This window comes from Bradyrhizobium ottawaense (assembly GCF_900099825.1).
In the GTDB taxonomy this organism is placed as follows: Bacteria; Pseudomonadota; Alphaproteobacteria; order Rhizobiales; family Xanthobacteraceae; genus Bradyrhizobium; species Bradyrhizobium ottawaense_A.
In genome coordinates, this window is the sequence record NZ_LT629693.1 from 5,647,857 (window position 1) to 5,663,408 (window position 15,552).

The window sequence follows — 15,552 nt, forward strand, 5'->3', positions numbered from 1 at the left end:
CGGGGGGCATGTTCTCAGATACTTCATCTGCCCCAACTGTCATCTGACGGAATGCGTGAAGGTATGAACTGGCGCTCGTGCTGCCCCGGCAAATTCATTGCGCGTTCATGACGATTCCACTACGTTTTTATGACACGACACAGGTTCCGGCTGGGTCGTGCGTCTCCTGGTCGTCGCCAGCCAAGACCTTTGTATTGCGCCGGGTCATGTTGTTTCCCGCCAATGGCGCCCGCGCCAAACCCAGGACCGTCCGCCTCCACCGTCGCAACCGGCGTCGCCGGGATCGGCTTCTGGCGGCTATCGGCCGTCGCCGCGCCGCATCTGGCGGCGCTGGCGATCATGTATCAGACCGAAACCGATTTCGGTGCACGCACCGGCTTCGTGCTGTCCTGGGGCATCCTGAACTTCTTCTTCATCACCCTGTTGCGGAGGCCCGCTCTGTCGGGCGCGCTGTCGCTGACGCTGGTCGTGGTGCTGGTGCTGCTGTCGCAGTTGAAGCACTCCGTGGTGCAGATGACCGCGAACTTCGTCGACCTGATGGTGATCGATCGCGACACCGCGGCCTTCCTGTTCACGATCTTTCCGAACCTGCGCTGGTCGGTGATATCAGCCGGCCTGGTTACGATCCCGCTGATGTATGCGCTGTGGTGGCTCGATCCGTTCCGCATCCGCCGCCTGCCGGCGCTGGCCGGCATGCTGGCCTGTCTGGCGGCGCTGGTGGGCTACGCCATCACCTGGCCGGATGAAGCCTGGCGCGGCTATTACGACGACGGCTATCTGTCGAAATTCTCCCGCTCCGGCGTCACTGCCGTTTCCGATTTCGTCCATTACGGCTTCATGGAGTCGGCGGCTTCCGTCCCCGAGCGTCTCAAGGTGCCGCTGGTGGACTCCTGCCATCCCGCGGGCCGGCGGCCGAACATCATCATGATTCATGATGAGTCGAGTTTTGATATTCGCGCCGCCGACGGCATCAAGGTGCCGCCGGGCTACGGCAGCCATTTCCAGTCCTTTGACGGCAAGGAGCGCAAGTTTCTCGCCGAGAGCAATGGCGGGCCGAGCTGGTTCACCGAATACAACGTGCTCGCCGGTCTGTCCTCGCGTTCGTTCGGCCGCTTTGCCTATTTCGTGACGCGCATCGCCTCGGGACGGGTCGAGCGCGGTCTGCCGCTGGCGCTGCGCCGCTGCGGCTATTCCACGCTGTCGCTGTATCCGGCCTATGGCGCCTTCATGAGCGCGCGGAGTTTCCAGACCACGACCGGCATCCAGCGCTTCCTCGATGCGCGCGATCTTGGCGCCAAGGATGTCGAGCCCGACGCCTTCTTCTACGACAAGGCCCTGAAGCTGATGGCCGAACAGCCGGTCAATTCGCCGCTGTTCACCTTCGTCTATCTCGCCGCCAATCACTTCCCCTGGGAAACCAAATTCCGTCCCGATCTGATGCCGTCCTGGCGCCGTCCCGGCAACGCCGCTTCGGTCGACGAATATTTGCGCCGGCAGGCGATGAGCGCGGGCGACTATTTTTCCTTCGTCGCGGCGCTGAAGAAGAAGTTCCCGTCGCAGCCCTTCCTGATCGTGCGTTATGGCGACCATCAGCCCGAATTCTCGCCGCAGCTTCTCGATCCCGCGCTCGACGAAGCCGGCATCGGCAAGAAACTGGAAAACTACGATCCGCGCTATTACGCGACCTATTACGCGATCGACGCGGTCAACTTCGAGCCGGTGAAGAGCCCGACCGTGATGGACACGATCGACGCGGCCTATCTGCCGCTGGTGATCCAGGAAGCCGCCGGCATTCCGCTCGACCCGTCGTTCGAGGAGCAGAGGGCGATCATGCTCCGCTGCAACGGCGTGTTCTACGACTGCAAGGACGGCGCCGAGGCCCGCCGTCTCAACCGCCTCTTGATCGACGCCGGAATGATCAAGGGATTGTAGATTTATCCGTCATGGCGCTTCGTAGGGTGGGCAAAGCGAAGCGTGCCCACCATCATTCGCCAAACGCATCTTGAATCTCGTTCAGGTCTCCTCCCCAATCCGCTGGAAGCAATCCGCGTTCAACGTATCGGTGAAAACTGCTATGGCTCGTGAAGCCGGCTGACCTTAAAGATGGTGGGCACGCTTCGCTTTGCCCACCCTACGAACGATGCCCGGGAATTAGCAATCCCTCATCACTTGCCGATCTTCTCCCACAGCCAGCGCGCCACCGCGTCGGGCGAACTCGTCGCGTCGTTGCCGGCGGCGCGCAGATTGGCTTCGCGCATGGTGGCGATGGTGATCTTGCCGAGCAGCGGCTGCAGCGCGTCGCGCAGCGCCTGGTCGCCGGCGCGTTTCGGCGCCAGCAGCACCATCGCGTCGTAAGGCGGGATCGCGTGCCTGACGTCGTCGAGCACCACCAGATCGTATTTGGCGATCAGCCCGTCGCTGGTGTAGCCCGCGATCACGTCGACCTCGCCGGATGCGGCCGCCGCATACATGAAGTCCGGCTGCATCTGCCGCTGGGCGCGGAACGAGAGGCCATAGGCCTTCCTCAGTCCGGCCCATTCGGGGCGCGAGAAAAATTCGTAGTCGGCGGCGATCGACATCCCGGGAGCGCGAGAGGCGAGATCGGCGACGGTGCGGATGCCGAGTTGCTCGGCGCGCTTGCGCGGCATCACCAGCGCATAGGCGTTTTCGAAACCGAGCTGGCCGAGCAACGTGATGTTCTGGGCGGCGAGCGTGGTCTTCAGCTCGACGAGCAGCTCCTCGCGCGGTTTGATGTCGTTGTGGTGGAATTGATTGGCCCATAGCGTGCCGGAATAGTCGACATAGACGTCGATATCGTTGCCCGCCAGCGCGTCGAAGATCACGTTGGAGCCGAGGCCCTCGCGCGAGGTGGCGGCGAGCCCGGCCGCCTGCAGCCGCTGCGCCATCAGCGCCGACAATACATACTGCTCGGTAAAGGTCTTGGCGCCGACGACGTAACTCGATTGCGAGCGGGCCATGGAAGGCACCAGCGTCGCCGCGACCAGGCAGGCGATGGCGACGCCGCCGAGTGCGATCCGCAGGCGGCTGCGCAGGCGCAGGCCGTCTTCGATCAGCGCCAGCAACTGGTCGACCGCCAGCGCCAGCACGGCGGCGGCGAGGCAGCCGAACAGCACGAACACCCAGTTCTGGGTCTGCAGTCCCGCAAAGATATAGTTGCCCAGGCTGGTCTGCCCGATCGGCGTCGACAGCGTCGCGGTGCCGATCACCCAGACCGCGGAGGTCCGAATTCCCGCCATCATGACCGGCAGCGCCAGCGGCAGTTCGACCGTGAACAGCGACTGCCGCGGCGTCATGCCGACGCCCTGCGCCGCCTCCAGGATCGCGGCATCGACGCCCTGCAAGCCGGTGATGGTGTTGCGCAGCACCGGCAGCATCGAATAGAGCGCCAGCGCCAGCACCGCGGGGAGAAATCCGAAGGCGGAAAAACCGACCCCGAACCAGGACAGCGAGAGCGCCGCCAGCGCCAGCAGCAGCGGATAGAACAGCGCCAGCAAAGCGAGCCCCGGCACCGTCTGCACGATGCTGGCGAGACCCAGCAGCGCGCCGCGCAGCACCGGCCGATGGCGCGACAGGATAGCAAGCGGCAGGCTGACGAGAAGACCGAGCGCCAGCGCGGTGACGCTGACGCGGACATGGTTGCCGAGATAATCAGGCAGGTGGCCCAACGCCTCGCCCCAGCGCGGATCGGAGGACAGACTCATGCCGCACCGTCCCGCGGCAGCAAGGCGCTCAGCCGCTCGGCCTGCCGCCGCGGCGTGCGCAGGAGTTCGCCGACATAGGCGTCGCCGCTACGAGAGAGCTCCGCCGGCGTGCCCTCCGCCAACAGCCGCCCGCCGCGCATGACCGCGACGCGGTCGGCCAGCAGGATCGCCTCGGTCATGTCGTGGGTGATCATGACCGTGGTCAGGCCCAACTTCTGATGCAGCGCGCGATAGTCGTCGCCGAGCGCATCGCGGGTGAGGGGATCGAGCGCGCCGAACGGCTCGTCCATCAGCACGATGCGCGGTTTGGCGGCGAGCGCCCGCGCTACTCCGACGCGCTGGCGTTGGCCACCGGAGAGTTCATGCGGCAGCCGGTCGCGATAGTCTTTGCGGTCAAGCCGCACCAGATCGAGCAGCTCATCGACCCGCGCGGCGATTTCATCGGCCGGCGTTCCCAGCAGTTTTGGGGTAATTCCAATATTGCCGGCGACGTCGATATGTGGAAACAGCCCGCCGCTCTGAAAGACATAGCCGATCCGCCGGCGCAGCCCGATCGGGTCCAGGTTGCCGATATCCTCGCCCTCGACCTTGATGGTCCCGCGGTCGGCCTCGATCAGCCGGTTCGTCAGCCGCAACAGTGTGGTCTTGCCCGAGCCGGAGCCGCCGACAATGGCCAGGAATTCGCCCTCGGCGACCCCAAGCGAGACGTCGTCAACTGCAACCACGCGGCCGCCGTCGAAGGTCTTGGCGACATCCGCATAGGCGATGAGGGGAGCAGGCGGCATGCAGTCCGATCTCTACTATCACCCTCCCCGGAGGGGAGGGTGAAGATGAACTACCACGTCATGACGCCGCGTTGAACTTATCCGTCCGAACCGCTAAGGCATTTGTCCAAACGGGGAGAAGACAGGGTGGATACGGTACAGCCGACGGCGATCGCGCTCGAAGACGCGACGGTGGCATTCCGGCTGGCCGGGGACCGGGTCTATACCGCCGTGGAACAGGCCGATCTTTCGGTCGCCCATGGCGAATTCGTCGCCATCGTCGGCCCCACCGGCTGCGGGAAATCCACGCTGCTCAATGTCGCGGCCGGGCTGCTGAAGCCCGCGGCGGGATCGGTGAAGATCTTCGACCAGCCGCTTCACGGCCTGAACCGGGATGCCGGCTATCTGTTTCAGGCCGATGCGCTGTTCCCATGGAAGACCGCGATCGACAACGTCGCCATCGGGCTCGAGATATCGGGTGCGCCACGCGAGCAGGCGCTGCAGCGCGCGCAGGGCTGGCTGACGTCGGTGGGGCTTGGTGCGTTCGGCAACCGCTATCCGCACATGCTGTCGGGCGGCCAGCGCAAGCGCGTCGGCCTCGCGCAGGTCCTGATCCGCGATCCCAAGATTCTCTTGATGGATGAGCCGTTCGGTCCGCTCGACGCCCAGACCCGGCAGATCATGGGCAACCTGCTGCTGGAACTGTGGAACGCCGACCGCAAGGCAGTGTTGTTCGTCACCCACGATCTGGAGGAAGCGATCGCGCTGGCCGACCGCGTCGTCATCATGTCGGCGGGACCAAGCGCGCGCATCATCGGCGACTGGCGGGTGGCGCTGCCGCGGCCGCGCGACATTTCCGAAATCCGCATGGAAAAGGAATTTCACTCGCTGCACCGTGAGATATGGAGTGTCTTGAAGGACGAGGTGTTGAAGGGCTACGCACAATCAGCTGCCGGGTGATTGCGCTAAAAACAAACAAACCCAGGAGATGTCATGTCGGGACGTGGTTCGATTTTCGCTGGCGCCGTGGTGTTGGCGGCCTTCTGCGGCGCGCAGCAGGCGAGTGCGCAGGGTGTGTTCACGCTGAGTTCGCCGAGCTTCAAGGACGGCGAGCGGCTGGCGACCAAGAACGCCGGCAATAACAAGTCCAATCCGAATTGCGTCGGCGAAAATATTTCGCCCGCGCTGAACTGGTCCAACCCGCCCGAGGGTACCAAGAGCTATGCGCTGATGATGTTCGATCCCGAAGGGCGTCCGCCCGGCGGCGTCAGCCACTGGGTGGCCTATGGCATTGCGCCCTCCGTCACCGGTTTCGCCGAAGGCGAAGTCTCCAAGCCGAGCGACAAATATGTCGGCGGCATCGGCACCAACAAGTTCAATTTCTACACCGGCCCCTGCACCCCGGCCGGGCCGTTGCATCACTACACCTTCACGCTGATCGCGACTGATCTTGAGCCGACCGCGCTCAAGGAAGGCATGACGCGCGACGAATTGATCAAGGCGCTCGACGGCCACGCCAAGCAGGCGACCGGTCTGATCGGTATTTTCTCCAAGCCATGAGCAGGATCGTCATGATGAGAGGAGCTTGAACGTGTCGAGGATCAGGCTCCTCTCACTACAGATATTGGTCGCGGTCGTCGCTCTCGGGCTATGGCAGTTCTTCGCCACGGTTCCGGTGTTCGGCCGCATGTGGCTGCCACCGTTTTTCTTCTCCAACCCGGTCGACGTCTTCAGCCAGATCGTTCATTGGTTCGCGACCGGGGTGATCTGGAAGCACCTCGTCATCACGCTGTGGGAATCGACCCTGGCGTTCGTGATCGGCTCGCTGGGCGGCGTCCTGGTCGGGTTCTGGTTTGCGCGACAGCCGCGCGTCGCCGCGGTGTTCGATCCCTATGTGAAAATGTTTAACGCACTGCCGCGCGTGGTGCTGGCGCCGATCTTCACGCTGTGGCTGGGGCTCGGCATCTGGTCCAAGGTCGCGCTCGGCGTAACCTTGGTGTTCTTCATCGTGTTCTTCAACGTCTATCAGGGCGTCAAGGAAGTCTCCAACACGGTGCTCGACAACGGCCGCATGCTTGGCATGAATGAACGGCAGCTGACGCGGCATGTGTACTGGCCGTCGGCGCTGTCGTGGATGTTTTCCTCGCTGCACACCTCGGTCGGCTTCGCCGTGGTCGGTGCCGTCGTCGGCGAGTATCTGGGGTCGGCGGCCGGCCTCGGCTATTTGATCCAGCAGGCCGAAGGCGTGTTCGACGTCGCCGCCGTGTTCGCCGGCATGTTCGTGCTGTCGGCGTTCGTCATTTTGATCGACATGGTGGTGACGGTGGTGGAACGGCGGCTGCTGGTCTGGCGGCCAACCGCGTCGGAGAGCCGGGGGTAGGGTTTTCGCCGTCATTGCGAGGAGCGCAGCGACGAAGCAATCCATTCTTTCTTTGTGCCGTAAGATGGATTGCTTCGCTTGCGCTCGCAATGACGGAAGAGAGAACCGCGCCGTCAGTTCAGCAGCTTCGTATCATCCGGCGCCTGCGGCGGGGTCTTGATGGCGATCGCCTTGATGGTACGGCCGTCGGGCTTGGTGCCGCCATGCGGCGTGCCCTTCGGGATGATGACGAGATCGCCCTGCTTCACCTGCACTTCCTTGTCGCCAAGCCAGATCGTGCCCTTGCCTTCGAGGATGTATTGAATCTCGTTGGCGTTGGCATGCAGATGCTTGGGCGGGCTGCCGTCCTGGATCGAGATGGTCGCGCCGTCGACCGAGACGAACGTCTTGTTGCGCATGCCGCCGGCGTTGGCCGGCGACAGCGCGTCGCCTTCGAGATCGCCGGTATGGATGACCTGGGCCGCGATGACGTCGGCGGCGTAAGCCGGTCGCAGCAGATGTGTGACGCCGCAACCGGCGGCAAAGGCTGCGGCGATCGACAGCGAGATGGCAATGCGATTCATTGGGGTTCCTCCCTGAAACGTTTTTTGTGTGGTGATGCTAGTTCGCCGATCCGGAATTGGCTAGCGCATCACAACCCAGGCGCGTTCGGCATAGCCGAAAAGATTAGACGCGGGCGGTGGAATAAAGCGTGGTGGCCAGCATCCATCGGTGTCATTCCGGGATGGTCCGGAGGACCAGACCCGGAATCTCGAGATTCCGGGTTCGATGCTGCGCATCGCCCCGGAATGACGGCGGAACGCTTCTCAAGGTGGGTGCGCTGCACTATGTTGCCGGCAACCGAATGGAGGAAACCATGAAGAAAATGTTTGGCCGGCTGGCCGGAACGCTGCTGGCGCTGGCGCTGACGTCGGGTTTTGCCGCAGCGCAGAGCAAGATCACGGTCGCGGTCGGGGGCGGCGCCTGCCTGTGCTACCTGCCGACGGTGCTGGCCAAGCAACTCGGCGAATTCGACAAGGCCGGCCTCAATGTCGAACTGGTCGACCTCAAGGGCGGCTCGGACGCGCTGAAAGCCGTGCTCGGCGGCAGCGCCGACGTGGTTTCCGGCTATTTCGACCATTGCGTCAATCTGGCCGCCAAGAAGCAGGAACTCGTGTCCTTCGTGGTCTATGACCGCTATCCCGGGTTGGTGCTGGTGGTGTCGCCGTCGCACACGGCGGAAATCAAATCGATCAAGGACCTCGCCGGCAAGAAGGTCGGCGTCAGCGCGCCGGGTTCCTCGACCGATTTCTTCCTGAAATTCCTGCTGAAGAAAAACGGCCTCGACCCGACCAGCGCGGCGGTCATCGGCGTCGGTCTCGGCGCCACCGCGGTGGCGGCGATGGAGCAGGGCCAGATCGATGCGGCCGTGATGCTCGATCCGTCGGTTACCGTGCTGCAGGGCAGTCACAAGGATCTCACCATTCTTGCCGATACCCGCACGCAGAAGGATACGCTGGCGCTGTTCGGCGGCGAATATCCGGGCGGTGCGCTGTATTCGACGGCGGCCTGGGTCGGCTCGCACGAAAAGGACGTGCAGGCCTTGACCACGGCCATCGTCAACACGCTGACCTGGATTCATTCGCATTCGCCGGAAGAGATCATGGCGAAAATGCCGGAGGAAATGGTCGGCAAGAACAAGGAGCTCTATCTCGCCGCATTGAAGAACACGATCCCGATGTTCTCGGAGACCGGCAAGATGGATCCCAAGGGCGCCGACGCGGTGCTCGCGGTGTTCAGCGAGGGCTCGCCTGAAGTCGCCAAGGCCAATATCGACGTCAGCAAGACCTGGACCAACAAGTTTGTCGATCAGGTCAAGAAGACCACCGGCATGAACGCCAAGTGATGTACGAGCGATCGTGAAGTGAGGCGGTGAGTGGCATGAGCACGCTGGTCATTCACCACGTCACCACGCTCGATCTGGCCGTGGAAGCATGGCCGTGGCCGTTCGCGCTGGAGCGCCGCGCCGAGATCGACGCGCACTTTGCGGCGCTGCTGCGCGATAATCCCGCGCTGTGGAATGGCCGCGTCCTGCTCGGACGCAATCCGGTGTTTTCGGGCGAGCGGCTCAGCGCCAGCTATTTCGAAACCGATTTTGCGAGCTTCCTGGCCTGGCGCGACTGGGGCTTTCCCGACAAAAGCGTGTTCAACGGCTTCGGTATGGGCGCGCTGCTCAGCAGCGATGGCGCGTTCGTGCTCGGCGAAATGGGCCAGCACACCGCCAATGCCGGCCGGATCTATTTCGCGTCCGGGACTCCCGATCTCGACGACATCAGGGACGGCACGCTCGATATGTCAGGCAGCGTCGAACGCGAGATCGAGGAGGAGACCGGTCTCGCGCCGGCCGATTATCGCCGTGACGCGCACTGGCACTGCATCTTCACCGGAGCGGCGCTGGCGATGATCCGGATTCTACGGGTCGATATGCCGGGCGAAGCGTTGCGTGCCCGGATTGTGGGCAATCTTGCTTTGCAGCAATCGCCGGAATTATCCGGCATTCATCTCGTGCATAGCGCTGATGATCTCACCGACACGATGCCACGCTTTGTGACCGCATTCATCGAATCACAACTGTCGCCCCAACCCTGACGTGCAGGCGGCGCGCCGCGTCAGGTATCCCCGCGTCGCGGTGGCGCTGCAATGCGCTTGACATTGGTCCACGCTATCAATGTGATGGGCGCCGTTAAAACAAAAAAGAAGCAGTGCACAATCGTCCAGGGAGGATTTCATGCCGGTGCGCAATTTCGCACGCCTGCTCGTAGGGGTGTCGGCCGCTGTCGCGGTGCTGGGGATGGCGGTATCCGCCGAGGCTCAGGAAAAGAAAATCAAGATCGGCGTCATCTTCGACCTCACCGGCCCGCTCGCCGGCGGCGGTTCGGAACTGCAATATACCGGCGTCAAGATCATGCTCGACCATTACGCCAAGACCGGCGTCGAGGGTTACAAGATCGAGACGGTTTACGCCGACGCCCAGAGCAAGCCCGATATCGCTATCAACGAGGCGGTGCGCCTGCTGGAGCAGGAAAAGGTCGACATGCTGATGGGCTTCTTCTCGTCGGCGCAGTGCGTGCCGGTGTCGGCCCGCGTCGACCAGATGAAGAAATTCATGTGGATCACCACCTGCATTTCCTCCGGCGTGTTCGATAACAAGGGCTACAAATACGTCTTCCGTCCGCAGGCGGCCGGTGACCAGTACGGCATGATGACGACGGACTTCATCGCGCAGTATTCGAAATCGAAATTCGGCAAGGAGCCAAAGGATCTGCGCGTTGCCATCATTCACGAGGACGGCGCCTATGGCGTCGACGTCTCCAAGGGCAACGAGGCCGGCGTCAAGAAGGCCGGCTTCAACCTGGTGCTGAAGGAGGGTTATTCGGCGACCGCGCCCGATCTCTCGGCGCTGGTCACCAAGCTGAAGCGCGCCAAGCCTGACGTGATTTTCCACACCGGCTACAACCCCGACATCACGCTGCTGTTCCGGCAGGCGCGCGAACAGGGATTGAAGTTCGGTGCCATCGTCGGCCACGGCGCGGGCTATGGCGTGTACGAAAAGCTGAAGGAAGGTCTCGGCACCGACGCCAACTACCTCTTCAACACCGACCCGATCTCGATCTGGCTCGCCAACCAGAAGACCATGGATCCGAAGCTGCCGGCCGTGATCAAGATGGTCGGCGAGGAGTTCGACAAGCTGAAGCCAGGCGTCGCGATCCGTTCCGCGCATGTCGGTATCGGCGCTTCGAACGCCTTTGTCTTCCTCGACGACGTGCTGCCGCGCGCGATCAAGAAGTATGGCGGCGTCGATCCGGAAGCCTTGCGCAAGGCCGCGCTCGATACCGATATTCCTGAAGGCGGCACCATGCTCGGCTTTGGCGTCAAGTTCTTTGGCGAGGGTACCCAGATGGCCGGCCAGAACGAACGCTCGTTCCCGGTGGTGTTGCAGTACATTGACGACAAATCCTATGTCGTGTGGCCGAAGAGCCAGATGCAGCGCGAGACCGTGCTGCCTTTGCCGAAGGGGACCACGTTCAGCGACCAGTAGGTCAAGGCACGTCTTACAAGTTACAAGACAAGGCTGAGGCAAGCGGGTTAGCGGAGGTTCTGGGGTGCTAACGGTAGACGGATTGGTGAAGCGCTTCGGCGGCTTCACCGCTGTTAACAGCGTGTCGTTTCGGGTCGAGCAGGGCGAGATTCTCGGCCTGATCGGCCCCAACGGCTCCGGCAAGAGCACGATCTTCAACATGCTGTCGGGCACACTGATCCCGACGGCAGGTTCGATCATGTTCAACGGCGTCGAACTCGCAGGCCAGGCGCCGCACCGCATCATCAACGGTGGCGTCGGCCGCACCTTCCAGATTCCGCGGCCGTTTCACCGGCTCACGATATTCGAGAACGTGGCGCTGGCCGGCTACTACGGCCAGGGCCGGCACAGCCGGGCCAGGGCCGAGGAAGCGGCGGAGAAAGCGCTTGGCATGGTCGGCCTGCCGACCGATCGCCATGCCAGCGTCGACGGGCTCGGCGCGGCCGGCCTGAAAAAGCTCGAACTGGCGAAGGCGCTGGCGACCGGCCCGAAACTTCTGCTCGCCGACGAAAGCCTCGGCGGGCTGGATGAGACCGAGATGGATCAGGCCGCCGACATGCTGCGCAAGATCCGCGACGAACTCGGCATCACCATCATCTGGGTCGAGCACATCATGGGCGTTTTGATGCGGGTGGTCGATCGCGTGATGGTGCTCGATCACGGCGAGAAGATTTCGGAGGGGTTGCCGAGCGAAGTGGCCGGCGATCCCAGGGTGATCGAGGTCTATCTCGGCACCGATGCCGACGAGAGCCAGCTCGCGGCCGGCGAAGCGCGCCGCCGGGCAGGGGTCTGATCATGCTCGACCTTAAATCAATCGATGCAGGCTACGGCAGCTTTCAGGCGCTGTTCGACGTGTCGCTCGAGGTCAAGGCGGGCGAAGCGGTCGGCGTGATCGGCCCCAACGGCGCCGGCAAGACCACGTTGATGCGGGTGATCTCCGGTCTGATCCGGCCTACCAAAGGCGCGATTGCGATGGAGGGTACCGATGTGCTGGCGACGCCGGCGCATCGCATCGTCGACCTCGGCATCGCCCATGTGCCGGAAAACCGCCGGCTGTTTCCGCGGCTCTCGGTCGACGACAATCTGAAAATGGGCGCCTACATGCCCGGCGCGCGCGCGCGATATGCCGAGCGGCTGGAATTCGTATTCGACCTGTTTCCGCGCATGAAGGAACGGCGCGGCCAGCTGGCCGGCACCATGTCGGGCGGCGAGCAGCAGATGTGCGCGATCGGCCGCGCGCTGATGTCGGATCCGAAATTGCTGCTGCTCGACGAGCCGTCGGCGGGGCTCGCGCCCGTCGTGGTGCAGCAGGTGTTCGAACTGGTCAAACGTATCAGGGCCGGCGGGCTGACGGTGCTGATCGTCGAGCAGAACGTGCAGCAGGTGCTGAAAGTGGTCGATCGCGCCTATCTGCTCGAGGCAGGCTCCATTCGCGCATCGGGCACGTCGGCCGAGATGCTGTCGACCGACAGCATCAAGCAGGCATATCTCGGGGTCTAGGGCGCATGATCAGGAAAAGTGGGTACCGGTTTTCCCTCGCGACAAACGCCAAAGGCGTTTGCGCGGAGATCATGCCCAAATACAGAGGCGATTGATCTGATGCAGGCGTTTCTGGACATCTTTGACATCTACCTGCTGGAGGCCGTGGTCAACGGCATCCTGCTCGGCGGGGTGCTGGCGGTATTGGCGCTCGGGCTCAATCTGATCTTCGGCGTCATCGACGTGACCTGGATCTGCTACGCCGAACTCGTCATGATCGGCATGTACGGGATGTATTATCTCGTGCAGGTGTTCCACTTTCCCTACTGGGCGGCGGCGCCGCTGACCATCATGCTGGTGGCGGCGCTGGGCGCAGCGCTGCACTACATCGTCATCGCACCGCTCTTGACCGCGCCGCCGATCAACCAGTTGCTCGCCACCGGTGGCGTGCTGTTCATCCTGCAGAGCTTTGCCACCGTCGCCTTCGGCATCGACTTCCGCAATCTCGGCATCCGCCTGCCGGTGCTGGCGTTCGGCGAGATGCATTTCAGCTACGCGCGATTGTTGTCGTTTGGTGCCGCTCTGGTTGGCATGATCGCGGTCTACCTGTTCATGAAGCGCACCTATACCGGCACGGCCATTCGCGCCATCGCGCAGGACCGCCAGATCATGTCGCTGATGGGGGTCGATACCAAGCGTATCTACCTCATCACCTCGGCGATCGGCGGCGGGCTCGCGGGCTTGGCCGCCTGCCTGCTGGTGCTGCAATACGACGTGCATCCCTTTGTCGGGCTGTCGTTCGGGCCGATCACCTTCCTGATCTGCGTGCTCGGGGGGCTCGGCAATTTCATCGGCGGCTTCATCGCGGCGTTCGTGTTTGCCGAGATCATCTCGCTGGGCGGGCTGTTTTCGGACCTCGAATGGGGCTACGTACTCGCCTTCGCCTTCTTCATCGTCATGATGTTCATCCGGCCCGCGGGCCTGTTTGCGAGGCGCTCGTGACTCTTCGCAACGCGGCCTGGATTGCCGGACTGGCGGCGCTGATCGCGCTGCCCTTTGTCTACCGCGATCCCTATCACCTGCACATCCTGGTGCTGATCCTGATCTGGTCGTTCGCCTACACGTCGTGGTCGATCATGGGCCGCTTCGGCCTGGTGTCGCTTGGCCATGGCGGCTTCATGGGCGTCGGCGCCTATGTGACGGCGCTGCTGTGGAACCATCTCGGCGTGTCGCCGTGGATCGGCATTCCCGTCGGCATGGCGGCAGCGGGCGTGCTCGCGCTGATCGTCGCCTATCCCTGCTTCCGCTTTCGCATCACCGGGCATTATTTCGTGCTGGTGACGTTGGCGCTGTCGGGCATCGTGCTGCAGGTCATCACCGCGACGCGCGACTACACCGGCGGTTCGCTCGGGCTGACGCCGAACCGCACCAAGGGCAGCCAGTTGCTGGCGCTGCAGTTCGACGACAAGGTGACGTGGTACCTGATCGCGCTGTTCGTCTGGGTGGTCGGACTGCTGATCTGGAACTGGGTCGACCGCAGCATGAGCCGCTACGCCATGGAGGCGATCTCGGAGGATGAGGACGCGGCGGCTGCGGCCGGCGTCAACGTCACCGCCGAAAAGCTCAAGATCACGCTGATCTCGGCGCTGATGACGGCACTCGCCGGCGCGCTTTATTGCCAGTACCAGATGTTCATCACCCCCGACACCGTCAGCGGCATTTCGGTGTCGCTGCAGATGGTGTTCGCCGTCATCGTCGGCGGGCTCTATGTTTCGTTCGGGCCGACCATCGGCGCCGTCATCACCATCATGCTCGCGGAAATCCTGCGCATCGGCTTTGGAACCAAGGCGGTCGGCTGGGACAACCTCGTCTATGGCGTATTGCTGGTGACCTTCATCATATTCCTTCCCAAGGGTATTCTTGGTAGCGTCCTCGACCGATGGAAGACGCAACCTGAAAAGCCCAAGACTTCATGAACAAGAAATCCTCGAAATCGCTCGCCGACGAATTGAAGCCCTATGTCGCGCCGTTCAGCTTTGACGGCTTGGGCGAGTTCCACCTGAAATCGCACAAGACGCGCGAGAAGGGCGGCCTCGACAAGGACGAAGGCGAAGCGATCATCGAGGCCAATCGCAAGCGGCTGAACGATTTTCAGGAAAAGCTCTACGCCCAGGACCGCTGGTCGATGCTGCTGATCTTTCAGGGCATGGACGCAGCCGGCAAGGACTCCGCGATCAAGAGCATCTTCGACGGCGTCAATCCGCAGGGCTGCGAGGTCACGTCGTTCAAGCAGCCCTCGGCGCACGAACTCGACCACGATTTTCTCTGGCGCAGCATGATCGCGCTGCCCGAGCGCGGCCGGATCGGGATCTTCAACCGCTCCTATTACGAGGAATGCCTGGTAGTGCGGGTGCGCCCGGAAGTCCTGGCGAAGGAAAAGCTGCCGCCCCGGCTGGTGACCAAAAACATCTGGCGCGAGCGGTTCGAGGATATCTCGGCGATGGAGCGCTTTCTGGCGCGCAACGGCACCGTGATCCTGAAGTTCTTCCTCAACGTTTCCCGGGAAGAGCAGCGCGCGCGCTTTCTCGCCCGGCTGGAAGAGCCCGCCAAGAACTGGAAGTTCTCGAAAGCCGATATAGCCGAACGCGCGCTGTGGCCGAAGTACCAGGCTGCCTATCAGGAAGTGATCCGGCACACCTCGACCAAGCTGGCGCCGTGGCATGTGGTGCCGGCCGACCACAAATGGTTTGCCCGCGTCGTGATCGGCTCGACCATTGTCGCGGCGCTCGACAGGCTCGATCTGCAATTCCCCAGGGTAGACAAGGCCGAGCGCAGCGAATTCAAGCAGGTGCGCGAGGCGTTGCTGGCCGAGGGCAAAGGTGAGGCGAGCAAGGCGCCGGCGAAGCAGGCGAAGTAAGCCGCTTCTCTGCCGCCCAACCCCTTGGCTGTCATTCCCCGCGAAGGCGGGGAATCCAGTACGCCGCGGCCTCTCGATCCCGACGTCGGTCTCTGGAATACTGGGTCACCCGCTTTCGCGGGTGATGACAACCTTTTCCGGCCGCACACCTTCGGCGACGGCGTATATTCGCC

14 protein-coding genes and 1 pseudogene are annotated in these 15,552 nt (G+C 63.0%); 12 read left to right on the forward strand and 3 right to left on the reverse strand.

The window, feature by feature from the left end; genetic code table 11:
• Positions 1-222: 222 nt before the first annotated feature.
• Positions 223-1,932, forward strand: coding sequence for a sulfatase-like hydrolase/transferase (locus BLR13_RS26355; protein WP_074817866.1), 1,710 nt, complete (start codon positions 223-225; stop codon positions 1,930-1,932).
• A 233-nt stretch (positions 1,933-2,165) separates the two neighbouring features.
• On the opposite strand, the gene BLR13_RS26360 is transcribed toward BLR13_RS26355, so the two are convergent.
• Together BLR13_RS26360 and BLR13_RS26365 are read right to left on the reverse strand one after the other, a co-directional pair.
• Complete coding sequence (locus BLR13_RS26360; protein WP_074817864.1) at positions 2,166-3,722, reverse strand: ABC transporter permease/substrate-binding protein; 1,557 nt, start codon at positions 3,720-3,722, stop codon at positions 2,166-2,168.
• Positions 3,719-4,507 (reverse strand): ATP-binding cassette domain-containing protein, encoded by a 789-nt coding sequence (locus tag BLR13_RS26365; protein WP_074817863.1) that lies wholly within the window; start codon positions 4,505-4,507, stop codon positions 3,719-3,721. The genes BLR13_RS26360 and BLR13_RS26365 overlap by 4 nt, the downstream gene beginning before the upstream one ends.
• A 126-nt stretch (positions 4,508-4,633) precedes the next feature.
• Here BLR13_RS26365 and BLR13_RS26370 point away from each other — a divergent pair, with 126 nt between their 5' ends.
• Genes BLR13_RS26370 through BLR13_RS26380 form a run of 3 tightly spaced genes read left to right on the forward strand, consistent with a single transcriptional unit; the run spans position 4,634 to position 6,866 of the window.
• Positions 4,634-5,446 (forward strand): ABC transporter ATP-binding protein, encoded by an 813-nt coding sequence (locus BLR13_RS26370; RefSeq protein WP_074817861.1) that lies wholly within the window; start codon positions 4,634-4,636, stop codon positions 5,444-5,446.
• Positions 5,447-5,479: 33 nt separating this feature from the next.
• On the forward strand, positions 5,480-6,046 hold the full coding sequence (locus BLR13_RS26375) for a YbhB/YbcL family Raf kinase inhibitor-like protein (protein WP_074817859.1): 567 nt from the start codon (positions 5,480-5,482) through the stop codon (positions 6,044-6,046).
• Between the two features lie 31 nt (positions 6,047-6,077).
• Positions 6,078-6,866: an ABC transporter permease gene (locus tag BLR13_RS26380; RefSeq protein ID WP_074831093.1), complete on the forward strand. Its 789-nt coding sequence runs from the start codon at positions 6,078-6,080 to the stop codon at positions 6,864-6,866.
• A 113-nt stretch (positions 6,867-6,979) separates the two neighbouring features.
• On the opposite strand, the gene BLR13_RS26385 is transcribed toward BLR13_RS26380, so the two are convergent.
• A complete protein-coding gene (locus BLR13_RS26385) occupies positions 6,980-7,429 on the reverse strand; it encodes a cupin domain-containing protein (RefSeq protein ID WP_074817858.1) in 450 nt (149 codons plus the stop codon).
• Between the two features lie 293 nt (positions 7,430-7,722).
• Here BLR13_RS26385 and BLR13_RS26390 point away from each other — a divergent pair, with 293 nt between their 5' ends.
• From BLR13_RS26390 to BLR13_RS26425, 8 genes and pseudogenes are all read left to right on the forward strand, one after another.
• The gene (locus tag BLR13_RS26390) at positions 7,723-8,751 is read left to right on the forward strand and encodes an ABC transporter substrate-binding protein (RefSeq protein ID WP_074831092.1); all 1,029 of its coding nucleotides are present in this window, start codon (positions 7,723-7,725) and stop codon (positions 8,749-8,751) included.
• Between the two features lie 35 nt (positions 8,752-8,786).
• Positions 8,787-9,494 (forward strand): hypothetical protein, encoded by a 708-nt coding sequence (locus BLR13_RS26395; RefSeq protein ID WP_074817856.1) that lies wholly within the window; start codon positions 8,787-8,789, stop codon positions 9,492-9,494.
• A 139-nt stretch (positions 9,495-9,633) separates the two neighbouring features.
• Positions 9,634-10,944, forward strand: a complete 1,311-nt coding sequence (locus tag BLR13_RS26400; protein ID WP_074817855.1) for an ABC transporter substrate-binding protein — start codon at positions 9,634-9,636, stop codon at positions 10,942-10,944.
• 64 nt (positions 10,945-11,008) lie between these two features.
• Positions 11,009-11,776 (forward strand): ABC transporter ATP-binding protein, encoded by a 768-nt coding sequence (locus tag BLR13_RS26405; protein ID WP_074817853.1) that lies wholly within the window; start codon positions 11,009-11,011, stop codon positions 11,774-11,776.
• A 2-nt stretch (positions 11,777-11,778) separates the two neighbouring features.
• Positions 11,779-12,483, forward strand: coding sequence for an ABC transporter ATP-binding protein (locus BLR13_RS26410; RefSeq protein ID WP_079585879.1), 705 nt, complete (start codon positions 11,779-11,781; stop codon positions 12,481-12,483).
• Positions 12,484-12,582: 99 nt separating this feature from the next.
• Complete coding sequence (locus BLR13_RS26415; RefSeq protein WP_074817849.1) at positions 12,583-13,464, forward strand: branched-chain amino acid ABC transporter permease; 882 nt, start codon at positions 12,583-12,585, stop codon at positions 13,462-13,464.
• Positions 13,461-14,502 (forward strand): annotated as a pseudogene (locus BLR13_RS26420) (branched-chain amino acid ABC transporter permease). The gene BLR13_RS26415 and the pseudogene BLR13_RS26420 overlap by 4 nt, the downstream one beginning before the upstream one ends.
• On the forward strand, positions 14,435-15,379 hold the full coding sequence (locus tag BLR13_RS26425) for a polyphosphate kinase 2 family protein (RefSeq protein WP_074817846.1): 945 nt from the start codon (positions 14,435-14,437) through the stop codon (positions 15,377-15,379). The pseudogene BLR13_RS26420 and the gene BLR13_RS26425 overlap by 68 nt, the downstream one beginning before the upstream one ends.
• Positions 15,380-15,552 lie beyond the last annotated feature (173 nt).

What these genes read in the sequence shown, in the direction of transcription:
- BLR13_RS26355 (WP_074817866.1), top strand. Translation starts at nt 223, where the DNA reads ATGGCGCCCGCGCCAAACCCAGGACCGTCCGCCTCCACCGTCGCAACC.
- BLR13_RS26360 (WP_074817864.1), bottom strand. Translation starts at nt 3,722, where the DNA reads ATGAGTCTGTCCTCCGATCCGCGCTGGGGCGAGGCGTTGGGCCACCTG.
- BLR13_RS26365 (WP_074817863.1), bottom strand. Translation starts at nt 4,507, where the DNA reads ATGCCGCCTGCTCCCCTCATCGCCTATGCGGATGTCGCCAAGACCTTC.
- BLR13_RS26375 (WP_074817859.1), top strand. Translation starts at nt 5,480, where the DNA reads ATGTCGGGACGTGGTTCGATTTTCGCTGGCGCCGTGGTGTTGGCGGCC.
- BLR13_RS26385 (WP_074817858.1), bottom strand. Translation starts at nt 7,429, where the DNA reads ATGAATCGCATTGCCATCTCGCTGTCGATCGCCGCAGCCTTTGCCGCC.
- BLR13_RS26390 (WP_074831092.1), top strand. Translation starts at nt 7,723, where the DNA reads ATGAAGAAAATGTTTGGCCGGCTGGCCGGAACGCTGCTGGCGCTGGCG.
- BLR13_RS26395 (WP_074817856.1), top strand. Translation starts at nt 8,787, where the DNA reads ATGAGCACGCTGGTCATTCACCACGTCACCACGCTCGATCTGGCCGTG.
- BLR13_RS26400 (WP_074817855.1), top strand. Translation starts at nt 9,634, where the DNA reads ATGCCGGTGCGCAATTTCGCACGCCTGCTCGTAGGGGTGTCGGCCGCT.
- BLR13_RS26410 (WP_079585879.1), top strand. Translation starts at nt 11,779, where the DNA reads ATGCTCGACCTTAAATCAATCGATGCAGGCTACGGCAGCTTTCAGGCG.
- BLR13_RS26415 (WP_074817849.1), top strand. Translation starts at nt 12,583, where the DNA reads ATGCAGGCGTTTCTGGACATCTTTGACATCTACCTGCTGGAGGCCGTG.
- BLR13_RS26425 (WP_074817846.1), top strand. Translation starts at nt 14,435, where the DNA reads ATGAACAAGAAATCCTCGAAATCGCTCGCCGACGAATTGAAGCCCTAT.